The sequence below is a fragment of the Priestia sp. 179-F W1.4 NHS genome, assembly GCF_045369295.1.
Lineage (GTDB): Bacteria > Bacillota > Bacilli > Bacillales > Bacillaceae_H > Priestia > Priestia zanthoxyli.
Window position 1 is genome coordinate 638,146 of the sequence record NZ_JBIQFF010000003.1, and the last position, 19,064, is coordinate 657,209.

Genomic DNA, 19,064 nt, shown 5'->3' on the forward strand with positions numbered 1-19,064 from the left:
TTTCAACTAAGAATAAGTTACATTATACATGACGACGTTTACATTGTATACAATGTATCTGTTTTATCATCATTAATCCAAACGATTGCAAAACTTTTACGGAATGAAAAAAAATCCTTCACTTATTAAAGTGAAGGATTACCTTTATATCTCTACTTAAAGGTTACAAATGAATTCTTAGTTATCAAAGAAATAACTAAGAACTTTGACAAGATAGCATGTCAAAATAGTCAAGTGGTATGTTTGTACCAGTACTTAATGCTATCACGTTAAAGTCATGGAATCCACTTAGTTTACTTTCATAATACTTTATTTAATTTAAATATTCTTTTTTGATAGGTAGCCCTTAATCTTCATCACGATCTGCTCTAAATTCATCATCAGATAATGAATTTAGTTGATGGCTAAGCTTTTCGTAGTTATCTTGTTTTTGATTTTGTTGTACATCATTAGATATAGGAGTTTTACTAGAAACAGTAGATTTTTTTCTAGTCTCTTCGCTTCCACTAACTCCAACCCCAACATTGTTATCTGTCATCGGATTCACCTCTTTAACCGTTATTATGGAGAATTGCTCTAAAAAAATAACAGGAAACAAAAGGGACTCCGACTTAGCTAATAGTGGTCCAAGCTTCCTTATTTAACCTAAACCGTATTTAAATAAGAAAATGACCCGCTTTAACTCCATAGACAATACCAATAAAAAAACTTGCTATACCTAGTGTTTGACTTTTACATACATACTTTATAGTTAAGCCTGGAATCAGACCCCATATAATGATGAAAATAGCGAACGATACTATAATAGAAGACCATGCATCTTGCCCTGATATACTTATACCTTGCATAAACGTTTCTCCTTTCAGTACTTATATCGGGAGAACATAAATTTTTTATAGTATCTTACTGTACGAACTAAAAAATTCAGGTGACCTGTCCATATATGCTTTTACAGCGAATGGTGGTGTTCAAGCTCGATTGTTTTTGGTTTTTGCCATATTAATACCCCTGCCGCTACGTACATAAACGAAGTGATGTAAAAAAGGCTTCCGATTGTCAGAAAATCAATGATATACCCTGTTGCAATAACGGCCAAGGCTGCCCATATAGAGGTCCATAAATGATAGTGTCCTACTTGTTTTCCTGTGTGAGCACGATCTGTCTGCCTAGATAACGCTATTTTTTCTGCTGTTTTTTGAAGAGCTCCAAGCAGACCCATTATAATTTGAATGATATACACCTGTGTGATCGTTGTTAAAACGGGAATCACAATCATAACAACGGCCATCCCAAACGTATATAAAAGAAGCAAGCGCTTTTCTCCTACTCTGTCACTCCATGAACCGATCAACGGATGACTCAAAGCTGCGGTTAAAGCAAAAATTCCGTAAGCTAAGCCAAATTGCGAATAGCTATCGCCAAGATTTCGAAGCAGTAAAAGGTAAAAAGGAAAAACAATACTGCTTGCGGTAATCATCAGGCTTTGTGAATGTAAGAGTTGTTTGTACGTCATTTTCCATACTCCTTATAAAATAAATTAACGAACGTTTCGTTCCGGTCATATTTTCTTTTCAAATTAAAAAAGGCGGTTGTATGAGGGTAAGCCTCTTCTAACTGCTTCTTGCTTGGGTAGCCGTAGTAAGGCAAGTAATAGCTTCCCTGATGTTGCAGCGTCACATCCACCATTTTTCGGACAACTTTTTGTGTACCAGAGATGCCTTTATTGTCTCTTTTCTGGTTAATAAGTAAAACAAGAGCAAACATATCGTCTTTTGCATAAGACATGACTGCTTTATTATCTTTCTCTACATAGCGAACGGTAATGTTCAATAAATTTAATTCCTCAGTTGATAACACTTGACGTAAATCATCGATGTAAGAAGCAAATTCATCAACTGGAACAAAGTATTCTTGCAAAATTTCCGTCCGGCTAGCACTTTCGTATTCCATAAAATCACTTTCAGAACGCATAACATTATTTCTTGTTTCAAGCCGTCCATTTTGTTTTAAGAAATAAGCCTTTTGTGTTTCCCACAGCATATCTTTGCCCCAGTCGCTATATCGAGACAGCCCTAGCATGAATTTAGGAAGTGCCACTATTTTTTCTGTCTTGAGCGGTTCGTTTGCAGTAGAAGTATTTTGAGAAGATAAACGGTAGTTTGTGACGTACATATCTGTTAGCAATTGATTAGGAGAAACAGAAATACGCGCCATATGCATACGAACGTCAGGATTATGCTGTACGTAGTTTTTAAAATACGCTGTATACTGCCTATAATCTAAGCGAATAATTTCATCTTCGTACCATTCATCATCCGTTAAACGAAGCGTCACATCTAAAATGACTCCAAACAACCCGTAGCCTCCGTTTACTAAAGAAAACAGCTGGGGGTGTTTCGTCCGGCTAATTTCGATAATAGATCCGTCCGCCTGCAGGAGACGCATAGATTTGACCGTATCCATTAAAGAACCGTATCGAATATCTCTGCCGTGTACGTTCACGCTAATAGAACCTCCAACGGTAAAAATATTTTGTGATTGCATAACTTTAAGAGCAAGACCGTCTTTATGTATATATTGCTGAATATCATTCCACGTCGTCCCGCTTTGAACCGTAATTTCTTTTTGACGGGGCTTGTAATCTATAATTTTATTGTACTGCTTCATATCAAGTAAAATAGCATTCGGATAGTACGTCTGCCCTCCTTGACTGTGCTGCATGCCTGAAATCGCTATTTTTTCATGATGCTGTGAAGCGGTTTTCACCCAATTTTTCAGCTGTTTTTCAGTGGTTCCATGCTTTATTTCTTTGACTTTTGTAGGAAGAAGCTGCGCAACATCCTCCGTTACAGGACGGGTTTGCTGCTGTTTATAGATATGATATGAGGTATACGAACCTACTAGATAAATAGATAAAAAAATTCCTAACAACACGTTTTTCTTCATCACAAACTGTAAGCTCCTTTCTTTATTTCTGTGAAATTATACCATATCAAAAGTGGAATAACACTAATGTAGTGTAATTTTACACTATATTAGTGTTATTTTGAGAAAATATATGAAAAAACCTTGTGATTTAATGTATGTTAACCTTATTGAAAACAAAAAAAGAAAAGACACTAGGTCTTTTCTTTTTTTGTTTTTTATTTTTCAGCTTCGTATGCAACTAAAGCTACTCTTTTTCCCAACGTTTGTTGAAACTGTTCTTCTAGTTGTTTAAGCTTTGCATGCATATCATCGTTAATTGAAGCTGGCTCAAAGGTCATTTTTGTTTGCTCCATCAGATACTGTCACCTCTTTCATATGTGTATGTTCTACTTTTTCCAATATAAAAGAGGTCTATGACGATTTGACGAAAGTTTACAAATTAAATTTGCTGATGAGCGCTGTTAATTGTTCTGCCATTTGAGACAGAGATTGTGCGGAAACAGCAATTTCCTCCATTGAAGCCAGCTGTTCTTCAGTTGATGCAGCCACTTCTTCAGATGTAGCTGCATTTCCTTTAGCAAGGATTGCCATTTCACCTGCTGTACGAGCCACTTCTTCAACCGCTGCTGAAATTTGCTGAGCAGTCGCAGCCACTTCTTCTACTTGCGGAGTCGTTTCATTCATGCTGCTTAGAATCTGTTCGAACTTTTGAATAGCCGTTTGTGAAATTGTTCGTCCTTCTTCAACTTTGTTTGTAACTTGCTCCATTGTATGTACAGATTCCTGAGTATCTTGTTGAATAGCTTGAATAAGCTCAGAAATTTGAGACGCAGACACTTGTGATTGTTCTGCCAGCTTTCTCACTTCCGCTGCTACAACAGAAAATCCTTTTCCATGTTCCCCAGCTCGTGCCGCTTCGATTGCAGCATTTAAGGCTAGTAAATTTGTTTGAGCAGCAATGCCGCTGATTACTTCTAAAATGGTTCCAACTTCTTTTGAACGTTGAAACAAAGTACGAATCGTTGTATTAGATAGCTCGACGGACTGAGAAATGGATTCCATTTGTTCGACCGTTTCTCTCACGGCTTTTCCGCCTTCTACGGCTTCAGACGTTGTGTGATTTGATAGCTGAGAAACAGTTTCTGTACGCTTGGCAATCGTATAAACTCCTTGTACAATCTCATCTAAAGAAGCTGCATTTTGGTCAATAACAGCCGTTTGTTTTTCTGCACTAGAAGCCACTTCTTGTATCGCAACCGATACTTGTTCAGTCGCAGCGCTCGTTTGCTGTGAACTGGCCGTTAGCTCTTCTGAAGAAGCAGCCACTTGTTCTGCACTCATTTCAACATTTTGAATTAATGTACGAAGGTTGTTTTGCATCTGACTAAAAGCATACCCTAACTCACCGATTTCATCCTTTGAATTGACGGTAATCGCTGTTGTCAAATCTCCTTCACTAACGCTTAGAGCCTGATTTTTAAGCTGTTTGAGCGGTTTAATAATCGATTGTAACACCAAAAAAATGGTAAGACTCCCGATTATCAGACAAACTACAATAATAAATAGCGTTTTGTAAAAAATAGGATGTGCTGCTTCACTCACTTCTGATGAATACATAGTGCCTGCAACTTTCCAGTTCGTTGTTTTATTTGTCGTAAAGACCATCTTTTTTTCATCACCGTTAAAGGTATATTCAAAGAATCCGGAGCTCTTTGCATAAAGCTTGTCAAAAAGAGAATCTGTTGCTTTTGTACCTGCTTTTTCCGTAGGGTGAACAATATATTTTCTTTCTCCATCTAAAAGAAATGGATATCCTTTTTCTCCGATTTTCACTTTGCTGACAGCTTTATTGATGCGGCTTATATCTAAATTTAAAGCAATAACCCCTGTGCCATCCGCCGTTGTTTTTGCTACAGTAATAACGGTTTGACCTGTAGAGGCTGAGGGATAAGGTTCAGTGACAACTGTTTTCCCTTTGTTTTGCATGGCTAGCTTGTACCAATCTCGTTTTCTGGGATCATAGCCTGCTTGTGTCACTTTTTTAGGCGCTTGAATAAACTTCCCCTGCTGATTTCCTGTAAAAATGCTGACGGCTTCTGGATGAAGCGAAGCATATAAGTTAAAATCTTTGCGTAAAGTAGCCATATCTTTTTCATTGTAGCGCTCGTTGTTTACCACTGATGCAAAAAACTCTACATCATGAATTTTTGGTCCAATGGTATCGTCAATCACCGAATTAATGGACTGTACATTTTGCTGTGCTGTGTTAATAATTTGGTTTTCAATTTCATGTTTCGCTGTTATGTAAGCTGATACACCTATCGTAACAGATGGCACTAATAAGATCGCTGCAAATGCTAGCACCAGCTTTGTCTTAAAGTTATTAAGGGACCTTTTTTTTCTTACTCTCTCCATGCTATGTAGCCTCTCTCTCTGTAGTTAAAAGTGATCGTGCACTTCCTTTCTATCGGCAAGACTTCATATTCCTTTAGTCATCGAGTGTATACATAATTAACAATGGGAGTGAAAAGATAAGAGTACGATAAAAAAAGTAGGTGATTTTAATGGAAGAAAGTAAAAACAGCAAGTCTTTTTCAATGTTTGAAACAGAAAAGGTTCAGCGCGGAGAAGAAAAAGATATTTTTAATATCTATAAAGAAGGAGTAAAAATTGCGGAAGTAAGAGGAACGGATCCTCAAACTCAGCAGGTTATTCCAATGCATGACTTAAACGACTATGAAGAAAATAAGCTTCACGAATATATTGCTCATTTAGACCACACAACGTAAACGTAAAAGTGCTAAAACAAGAGTCCCCTCTTGTTTTAGTCTTTAGAATCATAAAAAACATGTTCAAAGTGCAGCGTGTCTTTTTGTATGTACAGCAGTCCAAACGAAAATTGCTTTTGACGCCGCTTGTCAGTAGCGGAACCTGGATTAAACAATGTAATATCACCAATTTGTTTATGAACAGGAATATGAGAATGACCAAAAATTACTGCATCGACTTGTTGATGTTCAAATGCCAAAAGTGCACGTTTTTCAGTCGTTTTTCCTTTGCCATGACCGTGGACTACGCCAATCGTAACATCGTCAACCGGAAGAAGTAATGAAGTTGGAAGTACCTGTTGAAGCTCTTCACTGTCCACATTTCCAATCACGCCGTGTACAGGAGCAAAAACGCGCAGTTCATTGTAGACATCTATCGTTTGAAAATCTCCGGTATGAATAATCGCATCAGCTGTTTTCAGTTCAGCTAGGAGTCTTTTTGGAAAATGTTTCGCTCTTTTGGGAATATGAGTGTCACCTAAAATAACGATCTTCATTTATGATACGCTCCTTTTTCATTCAATATGGTGTAGTGTAGCGTATTATGTTGGAATGAAGCAACTCTATACGGAGCGTCAGGCAAAAAATTTCTCTTTTTCGTTTAAGTTTGCGAAAATACTTTACATACTAAGTTACAGAATGGAGTTTTCAAAATGGAAGTAAAAATTAATCGAAACGCAGCAAAAGTATTAAAAAATGCCTTGGCTAGCCCAGAAGGTCAAGGAAAAATGATCCGTGTATATGTAACTATCGACCACGGTGATCATGCGCATTATGATTGGAAATTCGATACGCCGACTGAACATGATGAAATCGTAAAAACAGATAAAGATATCGATATCGTTTTAGATAAACGCGAGAAATTTTTAGAAGGCGTATGGATTCAATATTTCCACGTTCCAGAGCCTGAATTTGTGATTAGCAGCCTTCACCACGCGCATCACCATCATTAATACAAAAAACACACCTTGTTTTATAGGTGTGTTTTTTCGTTTGTGCAACAGGCAAAAATTTTATTGATGAAAGAAGAGATAAAATTTTGTTGAAGCAATAAAAATGAGCTATAGTGGAATTACGGATGAAAGAAAAGAGGTTAGCGTATGAAAGTAAGTGTGTTAGTAAGGTCTATTTTAGTTGTTATTTTATATAATTTATTCGTTCTGTACATCGGATGGAACGCTTGGGTGTGGCTTCACACAATGTTTGAAGTGGAAAACAAATGGATTCTTACGGTGATCGTTGTGTTTTTTGCTTATTCCTTTATCATCAGTCGCGCGTTTCAACAAGTGAGCATGTTTAAAATTGTAGGATCGTATTGGTTAGGATTTATTCAATATTCAGTTCTTTTGCTTCCTATAAGTAATCTAGCCGTATATATTCTCACTTTTCTAGGCGCTTCGCTTTCTACAGCTATCGATTCAATCGGACTTTTCATGATTGCTGCTTTTTTATTCATTTTTGCTTACGGTACGTATAATGCTTACAGTCCTGTAGTAAGAAAATATACAATTTCGCTTCCTAAAAAGACGAATCGGAAAAACCTTCGCATTGCCGTAGCATCTGATATGCACTTTGGCACATTGTCCGGCAAAAAACATTTACAGCGGCTAATCACTCATGTACAAAAGATACAGCCAGATATTATTTTACTTCCTGGAGATATTATTGACGATGATCCCCACGTATTCTTTAAAAAAGAAATGGATTATATGATGAAGCAGCTCAAAGCGCCTTTAGGCACATATGGAATTTTGGGAAATCATGAGTATTACGGTGGGAAGATCCCTCAGTTTGTGGAAAGAATGAAAGAAATGAACATTCCTATTTTAATGGATGAAGTGTTAAACATAGGCGATAGCTTGTACTTAATTGGAAGAAAAGATAAAACGGATAAAAATCGAGACAGCTTTTTCGATTTAGCGAGTGAAACGGATCGTTCTCTTCCAGTCATTGCGATGGATCATCAGCCGCTTTCTTTAAAAGAAGCGGAACAAGCAGGCGTAGATTTACTTTTATGCGGTCATACTCACAGAGGACAAATGGCCCCTAATCATTTAATCACAAAGCGGTTATTTGAAATTGATTGGGGCTACAAACAAACTAATCAGCTGCATACCATTGTCTCTTCAGGATTTGGCTTTTGGGGTCCTCCTCTTCGAATCGGAAGCCGGTCAGAAATTATTCAAATTGATATTTCATTTACAAAATAGAGAAAGCCCTAAGGCTTTCTCTATTTTAATGTACGCAGCAACTTCGGAAGTTCTGCGTAAATAGCCACTACTTCATCTATTTTCATCCGAACGAGCCCGCTTGAAGACGGGGCAACAAAATCCATTATTCCTGATACCATCGATTCTTCTTGTTTGCCCCACCTCACTTGCTTGCGTCCGCTGTACTGCTGATAGACACCTTTTCCAACAAAACAAACGATTTTAGGCGTGTATGTAGCGATTTTTTTCTTTAGGATTTCTCTGCCTTCTGCATATTCTTCTTTTGTAATCTCATCAGCTGCCTTTGTAGGACGCTCCACAATATTTGTTAAACCGTATCCTAGCTGTAACAGCGAGTGATCTTCCTCGGGATGGTATTTACGATCTGTTAAACCTGCTTTATGAAGAATCGTCCAGAAACGATTGGTTGGATTAGCAAAATGATGACCCGTTTCACCGGAACGGATGCTTGGGTTAAAACCGACAAATAAAATATCTAAGTTGGGCTGTATATGATCAAAAATAGAGTTCATAGTCATACGCTCCTTACAATGTAAAAAGAAAACATCCAAATTGGATGTTTTCTTTTTACTATACCCTATTAAATACGAACTACGCGTCCGTTGAATTTTTGTTTCCAGTAGCCGCTGCTCATGTTTGCAATTGCAACACCTGTTGAGCTTTGAGCACCGATGAACTTGCCGCCGCCTACATAAATACCAACGTGTCCGTCTTTTTTATATGTATCGAAGAAAACAAGATCTCCAGGCTGCATTTGACTAGAAGACACTTGCGTTCCAGCATGCTTTAATGTTTCTGTACTTACAGATCCAAGAGGCCCAAGGTTAACACCAACTTGAGAATATGCCCAGTGTACAAATGACGAGCAGTCAAATAAACCGTGGTTAATATCAGACTGGCTGCGTCCTCCGCCAAATACGTAAGCAGAGTTTCCAATCCAGCGGTTTCCTACCGTTACAACATTGCTAGCTTTTGGAGCCGGAGCGCTTGTAGGTGCAACATCATTGCTGCTTGCTTTTGGTGCTGCTTTAGGAGAAGGCGAATCAGCTTTTTCAGCTGGTTCCGCCGCTGCTTTTTGAGCTTGTTCGGCTGCTTTCTTAGCTGCCTCTTTAGCTGCTTGTTCAGCTGCTTTTCTTGCTGCTTCTTCCGCCGCTTTTTGATCTTTAATATTTTGTTCAAGCGTAGACTGTTCATTCGCAAGAGAGCTGTCTTTTGATTGTAGAGAAGCTTTTAGTTCTTCATTTTTTGCTTCTTTATCTTTTAGTTCTTTTGCCAACGCATCTTTTTGTTTCTTTTGAGCTGCTAGCTGGACAGTCATTTCATCCAGTTCTGCCTTCATATCTTCTAAGCTAGCAAGCTTAGATTTAACATCTGCTTGTTTTGTTTTTAGTTCGTCTTGCATATTTTTAGTTTCTTTTAAAATACCGCGGTCTGCATCTACAATAGTCGAAACAGCTAGCGCGCGGTCTACAAAATCACCAAAACTTGAAGAACCGAGTAAAACTTGTAAATACTCTACGTTACCGCCGCTTTCTTGCATGGAACGTGCACGATCTTTTAAAATATCATTTCGCTTTTCAAGTTTTTCTTGAAGCAGCTTAATTTCTTTTTCAAGCTGGTCTACTTGTTTAGACGTTTCTTTAATATCCGCTTCTGTTTTTTGGACTTTTTTATTATTTTCTTCTTCTGCTAATGTTAATCGCTCAAGCTGTGCTTTCATTTGATCTTGTTCTGCTTGAAGGCGTGTTAATTCATCAGAAGCTGCTTTGATGTTAGATTGCACATCTTGGCGTTGATTTTGAATTTGAGATTTTTGTGATTCCATATCCTGAATGGTAGAGGCATACGCTGGAGTTGATAAAACTCCTCCTAGGCCTAATAAAACCGTTGTGTTAAGTAAAAGCATTTTCTTTTTCAATATGAATTCCTCCGCTTTCTCGCTCTGTTAAACTAGTAATTTCTAATTATGTATCAATATGTATAAAAGTCTGACAATTTATGTAAAGTTCACTGTATTTGTCGATAAATAGCTAAATATGCTAATGAAAATCTACGAAAATTATACCACGATAAACGTTCAAAAAAAGAATAACAATATTACAATTGTATTTCAGTAATGTAACATTTAACGCTTGTATATACATTCACTTCTTGCCTGCAAAAATATACCTTTATTTCCCCATGCCAGTGAAAGATCTATCAAGCTTCAAACAGCAGTGCTTTTAGCGTTATAAAGTAGATAATTGTTATTGTTTAAGCTGTTTAGATTTAAGATATTTCTAAAAGAAACGTAACAACTCTTTAACATATTCGTCTATTTTTACCCTTTATCTACCATTTTTACAATATTTGAAAATGATTTTCTGGAATAACAATGAATTTATTTCTATTCGATGTTTGAAGAAGTTCAAAAAGAGGACAATAGGCAATTTTCAAACAATATTCGACAACGCTTGGATGAAGCCATACAAAAAACCTTCTCGCCATGAGGCGAGAAGGTTTTTTTAATCACGCTGCTGATAATAGTGTTCTAAAGCTACAATTGCGCTTCCCATTCTTTCTTGGTCAGGAATAACAATACGATCTACTCCTTCTTCTTTTAAAGCAGCAGCGGTTACTTTCCCAACGGCCACAGCTACTACAGAGCTTTCAAAGAGTTCTCGAATGTGATCAGCTTGTCCGTGTTCTCTTGCAAACGAAAATAAAAAGCGGGCTTGGGGAGCGCTTGTGAAATTAACAGCATCGACTTTCCCGCTTGTTAATTCGTTTATAAGCTGTTCCATGACTTCTGCTTTTGGAGGAATATGCTGATACGGTAAAATCTCTTTGAATTGGGCTTTTTGATTCGAAAGAAAATCAATCAATTTTGGTGCAGGATCTCCGTGAAGCTGAAGCGCTACATGCTTTCCTTCAAAAGAAAACGAATGAAGCGCTCTGACTAGGCCCGCTGTACTTCCATCATCATCTCGAACGGTTGGAGTAACACCGAGCTTTTTTAACATATTTACGGTTTTATACCCGCGTGCAGCAATATTAGCTGCTTGTAAAGAAGAAAGGAATTCATCAGCTAGTCCTAGCTGATCTGCTGTTTTATATAAAATTTCCGTCCCGACGCCTGTCGTAAAAATAAACCAATCATAATTTCCTTTTACCAGTTCTTTAATATCTGCTTCTAAGTGTGTGTCATCTAAAAAGATGGTTCCTTGTGCAGGTCGTACAAGCGGGGTCCCGCCAAGGTTTTCAACAATTTTGCTGATTTCTTCTACTTTACGCTGACCTACGAGTGCGACTGTTTTACCTTCTAATCGTTTCAATGGTTTACCTCCATTTTTCTATGTATGCTACTTTAATGAACCTTGATAACCGAGTTTTTCAGAAATTAGGCTCGCCGCTTCTGTTACTTTTTGAATAATGAACGGCAGTCTGTCTCCTTGAAATCTCGCTTCAATTCCCGCTACGCTAATGCCTGCAACCACTTCGTTTTGATGATTTACAATCGGCGCGCTCACGGATGTTGTAAAGTTTTCTAATTCAGAGGTGCTAATGGTATACCCTTTTTCTTTTGCTTCTTTTAATACATTTCTTAGTTTCTTTTGATCTGTAATGGTTCCAATACCTATTGGAGTTAGCTCCGTTTGAGTAATATATGCCTCTTGTTCTTTTTCGGGTAAATGCGCCAAAATAATGCGTGAACAAGCTCCTGCATAAAGAGGTGAACGCCTTCCAATTGATGTATAGAGACGCACGGGATGAAGCGTATCTACTTTTTCAATATACATGGCTTGATCCCCATCTCGTACAATTAGATTAACCGCTTCTTCTACTTCGTCTCGGAGCGTTTCCATTACGGGCTTTGCGATATTTCTAATATCTAAGCGATTAGCCACTAGCTGACCAAATTGCAAGAATAAAAGTCCTAGCGAATAGTATCCTTGCGCGTCTTTTGTTAAAAATCCCATCTCTTCAAGCGAACCAACCATTCGATGCAAAGAAGTTTTCGGAACGCCTGAATATTCCATCATTTCTGTGAAGGTCAGCTTAGGGTGGTTGATAAAAAGCGTGAGAATCTGCATGGATTTAACGACTGTTTTATTGTTAGCTTGCATAAAACCTTCTCCCTTATTTGTGCGAATACATGTATTTGATAGACGTATAGCTTACTAGCTAATCATATGTTCTTTTTATTATACATGAAGAAAAAAAGGAAAGCACTCCCTTATAAGAGCACTTTCCTTTCTTACACCGTTTCTAGTTCTTTAATTGAAATAGGGTTACTTTCTAGAAATTTGGTTGTAAAATCCCCTTCGTTAAAAGAAGGATGATTCAGTAATTCTAAATGAAAAGGAATAGTTGTGTGAATACCTATAATGATAAATTCTTCGAGCGCACGTTTCATTCGTTGAATCGCTTCATTTCGGTCTTTCCCTGTTACAATTAATTTCGCCACCATTGAATCATAAAATGGAGAAATTTCATAGCCTGGGTAAACCGCGCTGTCTACACGAACGCCGTAGCCGCCAGGAGGTAAATACATCTCGACTGTTCCAGGAGAAGGCATAAAGTTTTTAGCCGGATTTTCTGCGTTGATTCGACATTCAATTGCCCATCCCTTTAACTGAACATCCCGCTGAGCAAATGATAGCGGGTAGCCTGCTGCTACTGAAATTTGTTCTTTAATTAAGTCGATATTTGTTACAAGTTCTGTAACAGGGTGTTCAACTTGAATCCGTGTGTTCATTTCCATAAAGTAAAAATGTCCGTGTTTATCTAACAGAAACTCCACCGTTCCCACACCTGTATAATCGACTGCTTTAGCTGCCGAGACTGCCGCCTTGCCCATTTTCGCACGAAGATTTTCATCTACTGCAGGAGACGGAGCTTCTTCTACTAATTTTTGATGACGTCGCTGAATCGAACAATCTCGTTCACCTAAATGAACTACATTACCTTCTTCATCAGCAATAATTTGAATTTCGATATGTTTCGGTTCTTCTAAATATTTTTCAAGGTATACTCCGCCGTTTCCAAAAGCTGTTTCTGCTTCGTGCTGAGCTTGACGAATCGCTTTTTCTAGCTCCGCTTCGCTATGAGCTAGCCGCATTCCTTTTCCGCCGCCGCCCGCTGTAGCTTTTACAATGATTGGATAGCCTATTTCTCTTGCTACTGGAATAGCGGTGCTGCTATCTTCAATCAGTCCTTCCGTGCCAGGTACAATAGGCACACCGGCTTGTTTCATTGTTTCTCTTGCTACAGCTTTTGCTCCCATTTTACGGATGGCTTCCGCTTTTGGACCAATAAAGGAAATATCATAGGATTCACACATCTCAGCAAAATCAGCATTTTCAGCTAAAAATCCATAGCCGGGATGAACAGCGTCTGCCTTGGTTACTTGTGCTACGGTAAGCAAATTCCGAATATTTAAGTAGCTTTCTTTAGAAGACGTTTTACCAATACAAAATGACTCATCTGCTAGCTTTACGTGAAGTGCATCTTTATCTGCTTCTGAATACACGGCCACGGTTGCAATTCCCATCTCTTTACAAGCTCGAATGATACGAACTGCAATCTCACCGCGGTTTGCGATTAACACTTTTTTGAACATAGTGGCTCCTCCTGACAATATGTATACTTTAATATGATTTTACGGTAAATAGAGGCTGTCCAAACTCAACAACATCTCCGTCTTTCACAAGAATTTCAAGCACTTCTCCTTCCATTCCTGCATCTACTTCGTTAAACAGCTTCATCGCTTCAATTACACATACAACATCTTTACGTTCAATAGTTTGTCCTACTTGAACAAACGGATCAGCGTCTGCTTCTGGCTTGGCGTAAAAGGTTCCAACCATTGGTGATAAGATTTGTTTTTCATTATTCTCTGCTGCGTTTACAGACATAGAATCTTGAGGCGTTTGCTCAGCAGCAGCGGCTTTTACTTCCTCTGTTTTTACTTCTGTAACAGCTGTGTCTTCTAAAGGAATTCCCGCTTTATCAATGACAACTTTTGTTCCTTCATGTTCAATATGGAGCTTTTGAATACCAGATTCATTCATTAATGAAACAACTTCTTGCAATTCACGTACGTTTATCATTTCTTGTCACTCCCGTTTTATGTTATTTAGTTGACGCAAGGTTAATAGCAATCTTCAATTCTTGAAGCAGCTGTTCTTTTTCTAAATAGATTTTTTCTGCTTCATGAAGCGAAATGTGAGAAAAATAGATGGATTCTCCGGGCTTTACTTGAGCTAAAAGCGGTAAATCCGCTGTGATGACTTGAGCGATTTTAGGATATCCTCCTGTAGTTTGACGGTCTGCTAACAGGATAATGGGATTTCCATCTGGCGGGACTTGAACAGAACCTTGTGAGACGGCTTCAGACAATAGCTCTTTTTTTTCTCGAAGCTGAAGAGAAGGTCCATCCATTCGATAACCCATTCGATCTGATTGATTTGATACTTTAAAGGATTCTTGAGTAAAATGACTTTGGCTTTCAGCTGTAAATAAATCAAATTGACCCCCATTCATAACACGGACACTTGGTTTCTTTGTAAAATGGACAAATTCTTTATAATTTACGGACCATGAAGAAGTATATACTCCGTTTATCAGTTCATTGGAAAGAAAAGCAGGCTTTGAAGCAGCAGGAACAGATAGAGGTAAAACGTCGTCTGTTTGTAATGCTCTTCCTTTATAGCCACCAATTTCTCCTCTCAAATACGTACTTTTACTATTTAACACTTCATCAATAGCAAATCCTCCTGCTACAGATAGATAGGAACGACAACCAGTTCTACAAGGCCCAAATGATAAAGTGCCTCCTTTTGGAATAAATAAAGGTTTCCACATCGGGACTGGCTTTCCGTTGACCGAAGGAGTTAAATCTCCTCCGGTAATTGCTACTAAACAATCACTTTCTATTTCAAGGGTAGGCCCCATTAGCGTAACTTCAAGTCCCGCTTCTTTTTCATCGTTACCAACTAGTAAATTAGCAATTCGAAGAGAATAAGAATCCATTGCACCGCTTACAATTACACCGTGCTGCTGAAATCCGTTTCTTCCCAAATCTTGAATGCTTGTTAATAACCCGGCTTTACTTACTCGCATACTCATTTCCCCTCCTCCTTTGCTTTCATTTCTTGATACTCTTCTTTAGAGATAGGCTCGAATTTTACAATATCTCCAGCCTGCAGCAAACTTGGAGGATTTTGCTCCGGTAAAAATAGTTTAATAGGCGTTTGACCAATTAACTGCCATCCTCCGGGAGTGGAAATAGGGTACACTCCTGTTTGCATTCCTGCAATACCAACCGAGCCGGCAGGAATAGAGGTGCGAGGAGACGACCGGCGAGGCGTAGCAATTCTTTCAGATAACCCTCCGAGAAATGGAAATCCAGGAGCAAATCCAATCATGTACGCTAAGTATTCGCCTTCAGAATGAATACTAATTACCTCTTCAGGTGTTAAGTTATGATGACGAGCGACATATTCAAGGTCAGGACCATACTCTCCTCCGTAGCAAACTGGAATGGACACCGTGCGATGTGCTAACTCTTTTTCTGTCTGTTCGTTCTCTAATTTTTTTTGAATAATAGAAGCCACTACCGCGAAAGGAGAAACAAATTCCTTCTTCGGCTTTTTTTTCACAGCTGCTACAACTTCAAGAGGGTTATAAAAGATTGTAAGATTTGTAAATGCCGGCACACATTCGATAAATCCAAGAAACGGATCTAACTCTATGGAATCTTTACACGTTTTAATTTGTTTATGAATATCGTACTGAATGCTATCTCCAAACGTTATAACAAGTGCTGAATCGCCAAGCGGAGAAATAACAGCGGATGCTTTTGTTACGGTTTGATTCATACCTACACCTCTTTCTTTTATAAAACACCTAGTTTTTCATCTCGAATATCTGTAATAAACATATGCCCCGGAGCATGTGTAATCATAATAGAAGGTTTTGTTTCCATTGCTACAGCTTGAGGGGTTACACCACAAGCCCAGAACACAGGAACTTCGCCTTCCTTAATGGAAACGGCATCACCAAAATCCGGAGAGTGAACGTCTTTAATCCCTATCGCAGCGGGGTCTCCAATGTGAATAGGTCCTCCATGCACAGCTGGAAAACGTGAAGTTACTTGGGCTGCCCGTACTACGTCTTGCTGAGGAATTGGACGCATACTAACTACCGTCGAGCCTCGGAATATCCCTGCTTCAGTGCACGAAATATTTGTTTTATACATAGGAACATTACAATTTTCTTCAATGTGACGAACAGGTATGTCGTTGTTTAACAGTGCATGTTCAAATGTAAAACTGCAGCCGATAAGAAAAGCAACCATATCTTCTGTCCAATAGTCGTTGATATCGGTTACTTCTTTTACCAGTTCCCCATTTTCATAGATTCGATACTTAGGGATGTCTGTACGAATATCTCCCGACGGAGCCGCAGACTTTGGCACCGGAGATCCAGCGTCTGTTACATCTAGAAGTGGACAAGATTTAGGGTTACGCTGACAGAACAATAGAAAGTCAAAGGCTTGTTGCTTTGGTAAAATAGCTAAATTAGCTTGAGCATAGCCGTTTGCCATGCCCGCTGTTGGTTGAATAAGCTGATTGTTACGGATTTGCTGACGAAGTTCAGCTGGAGTTAGTTGTGAAAGGTTTGACATGTTTCTATCTCCCATCATTGCCCGCACACAACTTGCGTGCGGGCACCTTATTTTATTTAAATAATTGAGGAATTTGATCCATTAACGTATAGCCGCCCATTAAAGCCATCACAATAACGACAAGTACACCAGAAATGGTAAGCCATAAAGGGTGTTTATACTCGCCAACAATACTTTTTTTGTACGCAGCAATTAATAATGTTCCAAGAGCGACCGGCAGAATTAATCCATTGAGTGCGCCCACTAAAAGAAGAACTTTTACAGGTTTTCCAATTAAGACGAACGACAAAGTTGAAATAATAATAAAACCAATAATAATCCAGTTGGAGTTTTTATTAAGTTTTTCACTAAACGTTTGAATAAATGAAACGGACGTATAAGCAGCTCCTACCACGGATGTAATAGCGGCAGACCACATGACAATACCAAAGATTTTATAACCGACGTTTCCTGCTGCAAGCTGAAAAACGGATGCTGGAGGGTTGGCCGGGTCAATTTGCATCCCTTTAGACACAACGCCAAGTACAGCTAAAAACAAAGCAATTCGCATAACGGAAGTGATAAGAATTCCTGTTACAGAACTTTTTGTTACTTGAGGTAAAGAATCAATACCTTTTACGCCAGCATCTAAAAGACGATGTCCGCCAGCAAAGGTAATATAACCACCTACAGTTCCTCCAACAAGCGTAACGATAGCAATAATGTCGATTTTATCAGGAACAAAAGTTTTCACTACAGCTTCTCCAACGGGAGGTGAAGTCGTAGCTGCCACATATAGCATTAGCCCAATCATGATAAAACCTGCAATTTGCGTGAAGCGATCCATTGCTTTTCCAGCTTCTTTTACAACGAAGATTAATACAGCAATTACTGCACTAATTGCTGCCCCTGCTGTCGGAGAAATACCTGTAATCGCATTTAAACCAAGTCCGGCACCAGCAATATTTCCAATATTAAATGCAAGTCCTCCGATTACAATTAAAATAGCGAGCACGTATCCTAATCCTGGAAATACCATGTTGGCAATCTCTTGTCCGCGTTTTTCAGAAACAGCAATAATTCTCCATACGTTGGTTTGAGCAAAGATATCAAGAATAATTGAAATTAAAATAACGAATCCGAAGCTTGCGGCTAAATTTTGTGTAAATACGGTAGTTTGAGTTAAAAAGCCTGGTCCAATAGCCGATGTGGCCATTAAAAAAGCGGCTCCAAGCATTAACGTCCAGTTTACTTTAGGCGCAGCCGAAAGCTTTTGCTGAGGTGTTGATTTTTTTATTGGCTCCAATATCATCTTCCTCCTGATTGTATGTAGTTTTTATTGTGAAATAGCCTTAACTACCACTTCTGATGCTTGTAAAGAACGGTTGACATGACGAGCAAATTCAAGTGCGTGAGCCCCGTCTCCATGAATACAAATCGTGTCTGCCTGCAATTCTACATCCTTGCCTTGCTTAGATTTGACTTTCCCTTCTTTCACCATTGTAATAACTTGAGAAACAGCTTCGTTGTCATTTTCAATTAAAGCATTTGGTTCTGTACGAGGCGTAAGAGAACCGTCTAACTGATAGGTACGGTCTGCAAATACTTCGTTGGCCGTTTTCAAACCAATTCTGTTACCTGCTTGAATCAGCTCACTTCCAGATAATCCAAACAAAATCAGCTCAGGATTTACGTTGTAAACAGCTTTTGCTATTGCTTCAGACAACGCTTTGTTTTTAGCAGCCATGTTATATAGTGCACCGTGAGGTTTTACATGCTGCATCGATAACCCTTCTGCTTGCAAAAAACCGTTTAATGCCCCAATTTGATAGACCACGATATCGTAGGCTTCCTGAGATGAAATATTCATGTTTCTGCGTCCAAAACCAATAAGGTCCTGCAGACCAGGATGAGCCCCAATTTGTACTTTTTTTTCAGCGGCCAATTTTACCGTTTTTCTCATGACGCTCGGATCTCCTGCATGAAACCCACAGGCTACGTTCACAGACGTCACGTGCTCTAAAATGGCTTCATCATTGCCAATACGATAAGCACCAAAGCTTTCCCCTAAATCACAGTTTAAATCTACTTTACTCAATACGTTCTTCCCCCTTAACCCCTTTAATGTAAGCGTAATCATTTGCAGATAGTAAATAAAATTCAAGCTTTATTATCTGCATCAATACTTTAAGTTCCGTTTTTCGGAACCGTAGTACCGTTTTTCAGTTATATTTGGATTTTAGCACGAGATGATGAATTGAACAACAACATTGTCAGAATATTTGACATAGTCATTATTTTCATTTGAATAATACTACCTTATTTTATTGATGTTTTCTATCTATAGCCTTAATATAACGCAGCCGATTAATGTCATTGGACACAGTAAATAACTAGGTTGTCAGAATAATTACTAGTTCAAAATAA

Annotated in this window: 21 protein-coding genes; 3 read left to right on the forward strand and 18 right to left on the reverse strand. The window is 38.6% G+C overall.

Translation table 11 applies throughout. The features are described from left to right. Window positions 1-346 precede the first annotated feature (346 nt). The 6 genes from ACH0CI_RS18455 to ACH0CI_RS18480 form a co-directional block, all read right to left on the reverse strand. Window positions 347-538 (reverse strand): hypothetical protein, encoded by a 192-nt coding sequence (locus ACH0CI_RS18455; RefSeq protein WP_028413264.1) that lies wholly within the window; start codon window positions 536-538, stop codon window positions 347-349. Window positions 539-656: 118 nt separating this feature from the next. Next, window positions 657-848, reverse strand: a complete 192-nt coding sequence (locus tag ACH0CI_RS18460) for a hypothetical protein (protein WP_028413263.1) — start codon at window positions 846-848, stop codon at window positions 657-659. Window positions 849-949: 101 nt separating this feature from the next. Continuing rightward, window positions 950-1,513: an MFS transporter gene (locus tag ACH0CI_RS18465; protein ID WP_028413262.1), complete on the reverse strand. Its 564-nt coding sequence runs from the start codon at window positions 1,511-1,513 to the stop codon at window positions 950-952. Next, entirely contained in the window at window positions 1,510-2,946 is a 1,437-nt protein-coding gene (locus ACH0CI_RS18470) for an FAD-binding protein (protein ID WP_406902070.1), read from the reverse strand. Before ACH0CI_RS18470 ends, ACH0CI_RS18465 begins: the two co-directional genes overlap by 4 nt. A gap of 197 nt (window positions 2,947-3,143) precedes the next feature. Next, entirely contained in the window at window positions 3,144-3,281 is a 138-nt protein-coding gene (locus tag ACH0CI_RS18475) for a hypothetical protein (protein WP_014459963.1), read from the reverse strand. A 79-nt stretch (window positions 3,282-3,360) separates the two neighbouring features. Beyond that, a complete protein-coding gene (locus ACH0CI_RS18480; RefSeq protein ID WP_406902055.1) occupies window positions 3,361-5,343 on the reverse strand; it encodes a methyl-accepting chemotaxis protein in 1,983 nt (660 codons plus the stop codon). A gap of 149 nt (window positions 5,344-5,492) precedes the next feature. On the opposite strand from ACH0CI_RS18480, the gene ACH0CI_RS18485 reads away from it, so the two are divergent. Then, entirely contained in the window at window positions 5,493-5,717 is a 225-nt protein-coding gene (locus ACH0CI_RS18485) for a hypothetical protein (RefSeq protein ID WP_014459961.1), read from the forward strand. A 35-nt stretch (window positions 5,718-5,752) separates the two neighbouring features. On the opposite strand, the gene ACH0CI_RS18490 is transcribed toward ACH0CI_RS18485, so the two are convergent. Further along, window positions 5,753-6,253, reverse strand: a complete 501-nt coding sequence (locus tag ACH0CI_RS18490) for a metallophosphoesterase family protein (protein WP_335706945.1) — start codon at window positions 6,251-6,253, stop codon at window positions 5,753-5,755. A 156-nt stretch (window positions 6,254-6,409) separates the two neighbouring features. Between ACH0CI_RS18490 and ACH0CI_RS18495 the strand changes: the two genes are divergently transcribed. Then, window positions 6,410-6,709, forward strand: a complete 300-nt coding sequence (locus ACH0CI_RS18495; protein WP_013083290.1) for a hypothetical protein — start codon at window positions 6,410-6,412, stop codon at window positions 6,707-6,709. Window positions 6,710-6,856: 147 nt separating this feature from the next. Further along, window positions 6,857-7,966: a metallophosphoesterase gene (locus ACH0CI_RS18500; protein WP_335706946.1), complete on the forward strand. Its 1,110-nt coding sequence runs from the start codon at window positions 6,857-6,859 to the stop codon at window positions 7,964-7,966. Between the two features lie 20 nt (window positions 7,967-7,986). Here ACH0CI_RS18500 and mug read toward each other — a convergent pair whose 3' ends face one another. The 11 genes from mug to pxpA form a co-directional block, all read right to left on the reverse strand. Beyond that, the gene (mug, locus tag ACH0CI_RS18505; protein ID WP_034266359.1) at window positions 7,987-8,499 is read right to left on the reverse strand and encodes a G/U mismatch-specific DNA glycosylase; all 513 of its coding nucleotides are present in this window, start codon (window positions 8,497-8,499) and stop codon (window positions 7,987-7,989) included. Window positions 8,500-8,567: 68 nt separating this feature from the next. After that, a complete protein-coding gene (locus ACH0CI_RS18510) occupies window positions 8,568-9,905 on the reverse strand; it encodes a coiled-coil domain-containing protein (protein ID WP_406902058.1) in 1,338 nt (445 codons plus the stop codon). Window positions 9,906-10,491: 586 nt separating this feature from the next. Further along, window positions 10,492-11,301, reverse strand: a complete 810-nt coding sequence (locus tag ACH0CI_RS18515) for a uroporphyrinogen-III synthase (RefSeq protein WP_335706948.1) — start codon at window positions 11,299-11,301, stop codon at window positions 10,492-10,494. Window positions 11,302-11,328: 27 nt separating this feature from the next. Further along, on the reverse strand, window positions 11,329-12,093 hold the full coding sequence (locus tag ACH0CI_RS18520; protein WP_033579070.1) for an IclR family transcriptional regulator: 765 nt from the start codon (window positions 12,091-12,093) through the stop codon (window positions 11,329-11,331). A 131-nt stretch (window positions 12,094-12,224) separates the two neighbouring features. Beyond that, window positions 12,225-13,589, reverse strand: a complete 1,365-nt coding sequence (gene accC, locus ACH0CI_RS18525) for an acetyl-CoA carboxylase biotin carboxylase subunit (RefSeq protein ID WP_406902060.1) — start codon at window positions 13,587-13,589, stop codon at window positions 12,225-12,227. A 28-nt stretch (window positions 13,590-13,617) separates the two neighbouring features. Next, window positions 13,618-14,079 (reverse strand): acetyl-CoA carboxylase biotin carboxyl carrier protein, encoded by a 462-nt coding sequence (accB, locus tag ACH0CI_RS18530; protein WP_034266373.1) that lies wholly within the window; start codon window positions 14,077-14,079, stop codon window positions 13,618-13,620. Between the two features lie 22 nt (window positions 14,080-14,101). Beyond that, window positions 14,102-15,097, reverse strand: a complete 996-nt coding sequence (locus ACH0CI_RS18535) for a 5-oxoprolinase subunit C family protein (protein ID WP_406902061.1) — start codon at window positions 15,095-15,097, stop codon at window positions 14,102-14,104. Continuing rightward, window positions 15,094-15,849 (reverse strand): 5-oxoprolinase subunit PxpB, encoded by a 756-nt coding sequence (gene pxpB, locus ACH0CI_RS18540; RefSeq protein WP_406902062.1) that lies wholly within the window; start codon window positions 15,847-15,849, stop codon window positions 15,094-15,096. Before pxpB ends, ACH0CI_RS18535 begins: the two co-directional genes overlap by 4 nt. 17 nt (window positions 15,850-15,866) lie before the next feature. Continuing rightward, window positions 15,867-16,658 carry a putative hydro-lyase gene (locus ACH0CI_RS18545; RefSeq protein WP_406902063.1) on the reverse strand — a complete coding sequence of 264 codons (792 nt, stop codon included), beginning with the start codon at window positions 16,656-16,658 and terminating at the stop codon, window positions 15,867-15,869. 52 nt (window positions 16,659-16,710) lie between these two features. Further along, window positions 16,711-17,874, reverse strand: a complete 1,164-nt coding sequence (locus tag ACH0CI_RS18550) for an NRAMP family divalent metal transporter (RefSeq protein ID WP_406902071.1) — start codon at window positions 17,872-17,874, stop codon at window positions 16,711-16,713. Window positions 17,875-17,973: 99 nt separating this feature from the next. Continuing rightward, window positions 17,974-18,735: a 5-oxoprolinase subunit PxpA gene (pxpA, locus tag ACH0CI_RS18555; protein WP_406902064.1), complete on the reverse strand. Its 762-nt coding sequence runs from the start codon at window positions 18,733-18,735 to the stop codon at window positions 17,974-17,976. Between the last annotated feature and the right edge of the window lie 329 nt (window positions 18,736-19,064).

What these genes read in the sequence shown, in the direction of transcription:
- ACH0CI_RS18455 (WP_028413264.1), bottom strand. Translation starts at nt 538, where the DNA reads ATGACAGATAACAATGTTGGGGTTGGAGTTAGTGGAAGCGAAGAGACT.
- ACH0CI_RS18460 (WP_028413263.1), bottom strand. Translation starts at nt 848, where the DNA reads ATGCAAGGTATAAGTATATCAGGGCAAGATGCATGGTCTTCTATTATA.
- ACH0CI_RS18465 (WP_028413262.1), bottom strand. Translation starts at nt 1,513, where the DNA reads ATGACGTACAAACAACTCTTACATTCACAAAGCCTGATGATTACCGCA.
- ACH0CI_RS18470 (WP_406902070.1), bottom strand. Translation starts at nt 2,946, where the DNA reads ATGAAGAAAAACGTGTTGTTAGGAATTTTTTTATCTATTTATCTAGTA.
- ACH0CI_RS18475 (WP_014459963.1), bottom strand. Translation starts at nt 3,281, where the DNA reads ATGGAGCAAACAAAAATGACCTTTGAGCCAGCTTCAATTAACGATGAT.
- ACH0CI_RS18480 (WP_406902055.1), bottom strand. Translation starts at nt 5,343, where the DNA reads ATGGAGAGAGTAAGAAAAAAAAGGTCCCTTAATAACTTTAAGACAAAG.
- ACH0CI_RS18485 (WP_014459961.1), top strand. Translation starts at nt 5,493, where the DNA reads ATGGAAGAAAGTAAAAACAGCAAGTCTTTTTCAATGTTTGAAACAGAA.
- ACH0CI_RS18490 (WP_335706945.1), bottom strand. Translation starts at nt 6,253, where the DNA reads ATGAAGATCGTTATTTTAGGTGACACTCATATTCCCAAAAGAGCGAAA.
- ACH0CI_RS18495 (WP_013083290.1), top strand. Translation starts at nt 6,410, where the DNA reads ATGGAAGTAAAAATTAATCGAAACGCAGCAAAAGTATTAAAAAATGCC.
- ACH0CI_RS18500 (WP_335706946.1), top strand. Translation starts at nt 6,857, where the DNA reads ATGAAAGTAAGTGTGTTAGTAAGGTCTATTTTAGTTGTTATTTTATAT.
- mug (WP_034266359.1), bottom strand. Translation starts at nt 8,499, where the DNA reads ATGAACTCTATTTTTGATCATATACAGCCCAACTTAGATATTTTATTT.
- ACH0CI_RS18520 (WP_033579070.1), bottom strand. Translation starts at nt 12,093, where the DNA reads ATGCAAGCTAACAATAAAACAGTCGTTAAATCCATGCAGATTCTCACG.
- accC (WP_406902060.1), bottom strand. Translation starts at nt 13,589, where the DNA reads ATGTTCAAAAAAGTGTTAATCGCAAACCGCGGTGAGATTGCAGTTCGT.
- accB (WP_034266373.1), bottom strand. Translation starts at nt 14,079, where the DNA reads ATGATAAACGTACGTGAATTGCAAGAAGTTGTTTCATTAATGAATGAA.
- ACH0CI_RS18535 (WP_406902061.1), bottom strand. Translation starts at nt 15,097, where the DNA reads ATGAGTATGCGAGTAAGTAAAGCCGGGTTATTAACAAGCATTCAAGAT.
- pxpB (WP_406902062.1), bottom strand. Translation starts at nt 15,849, where the DNA reads ATGAATCAAACCGTAACAAAAGCATCCGCTGTTATTTCTCCGCTTGGC.
- ACH0CI_RS18545 (WP_406902063.1), bottom strand. Translation starts at nt 16,658, where the DNA reads ATGTCAAACCTTTCACAACTAACTCCAGCTGAACTTCGTCAGCAAATC.
- ACH0CI_RS18550 (WP_406902071.1), bottom strand. Translation starts at nt 17,874, where the DNA reads ATGCTTGGAGCCGCTTTTTTAATGGCCACATCGGCTATTGGACCAGGC.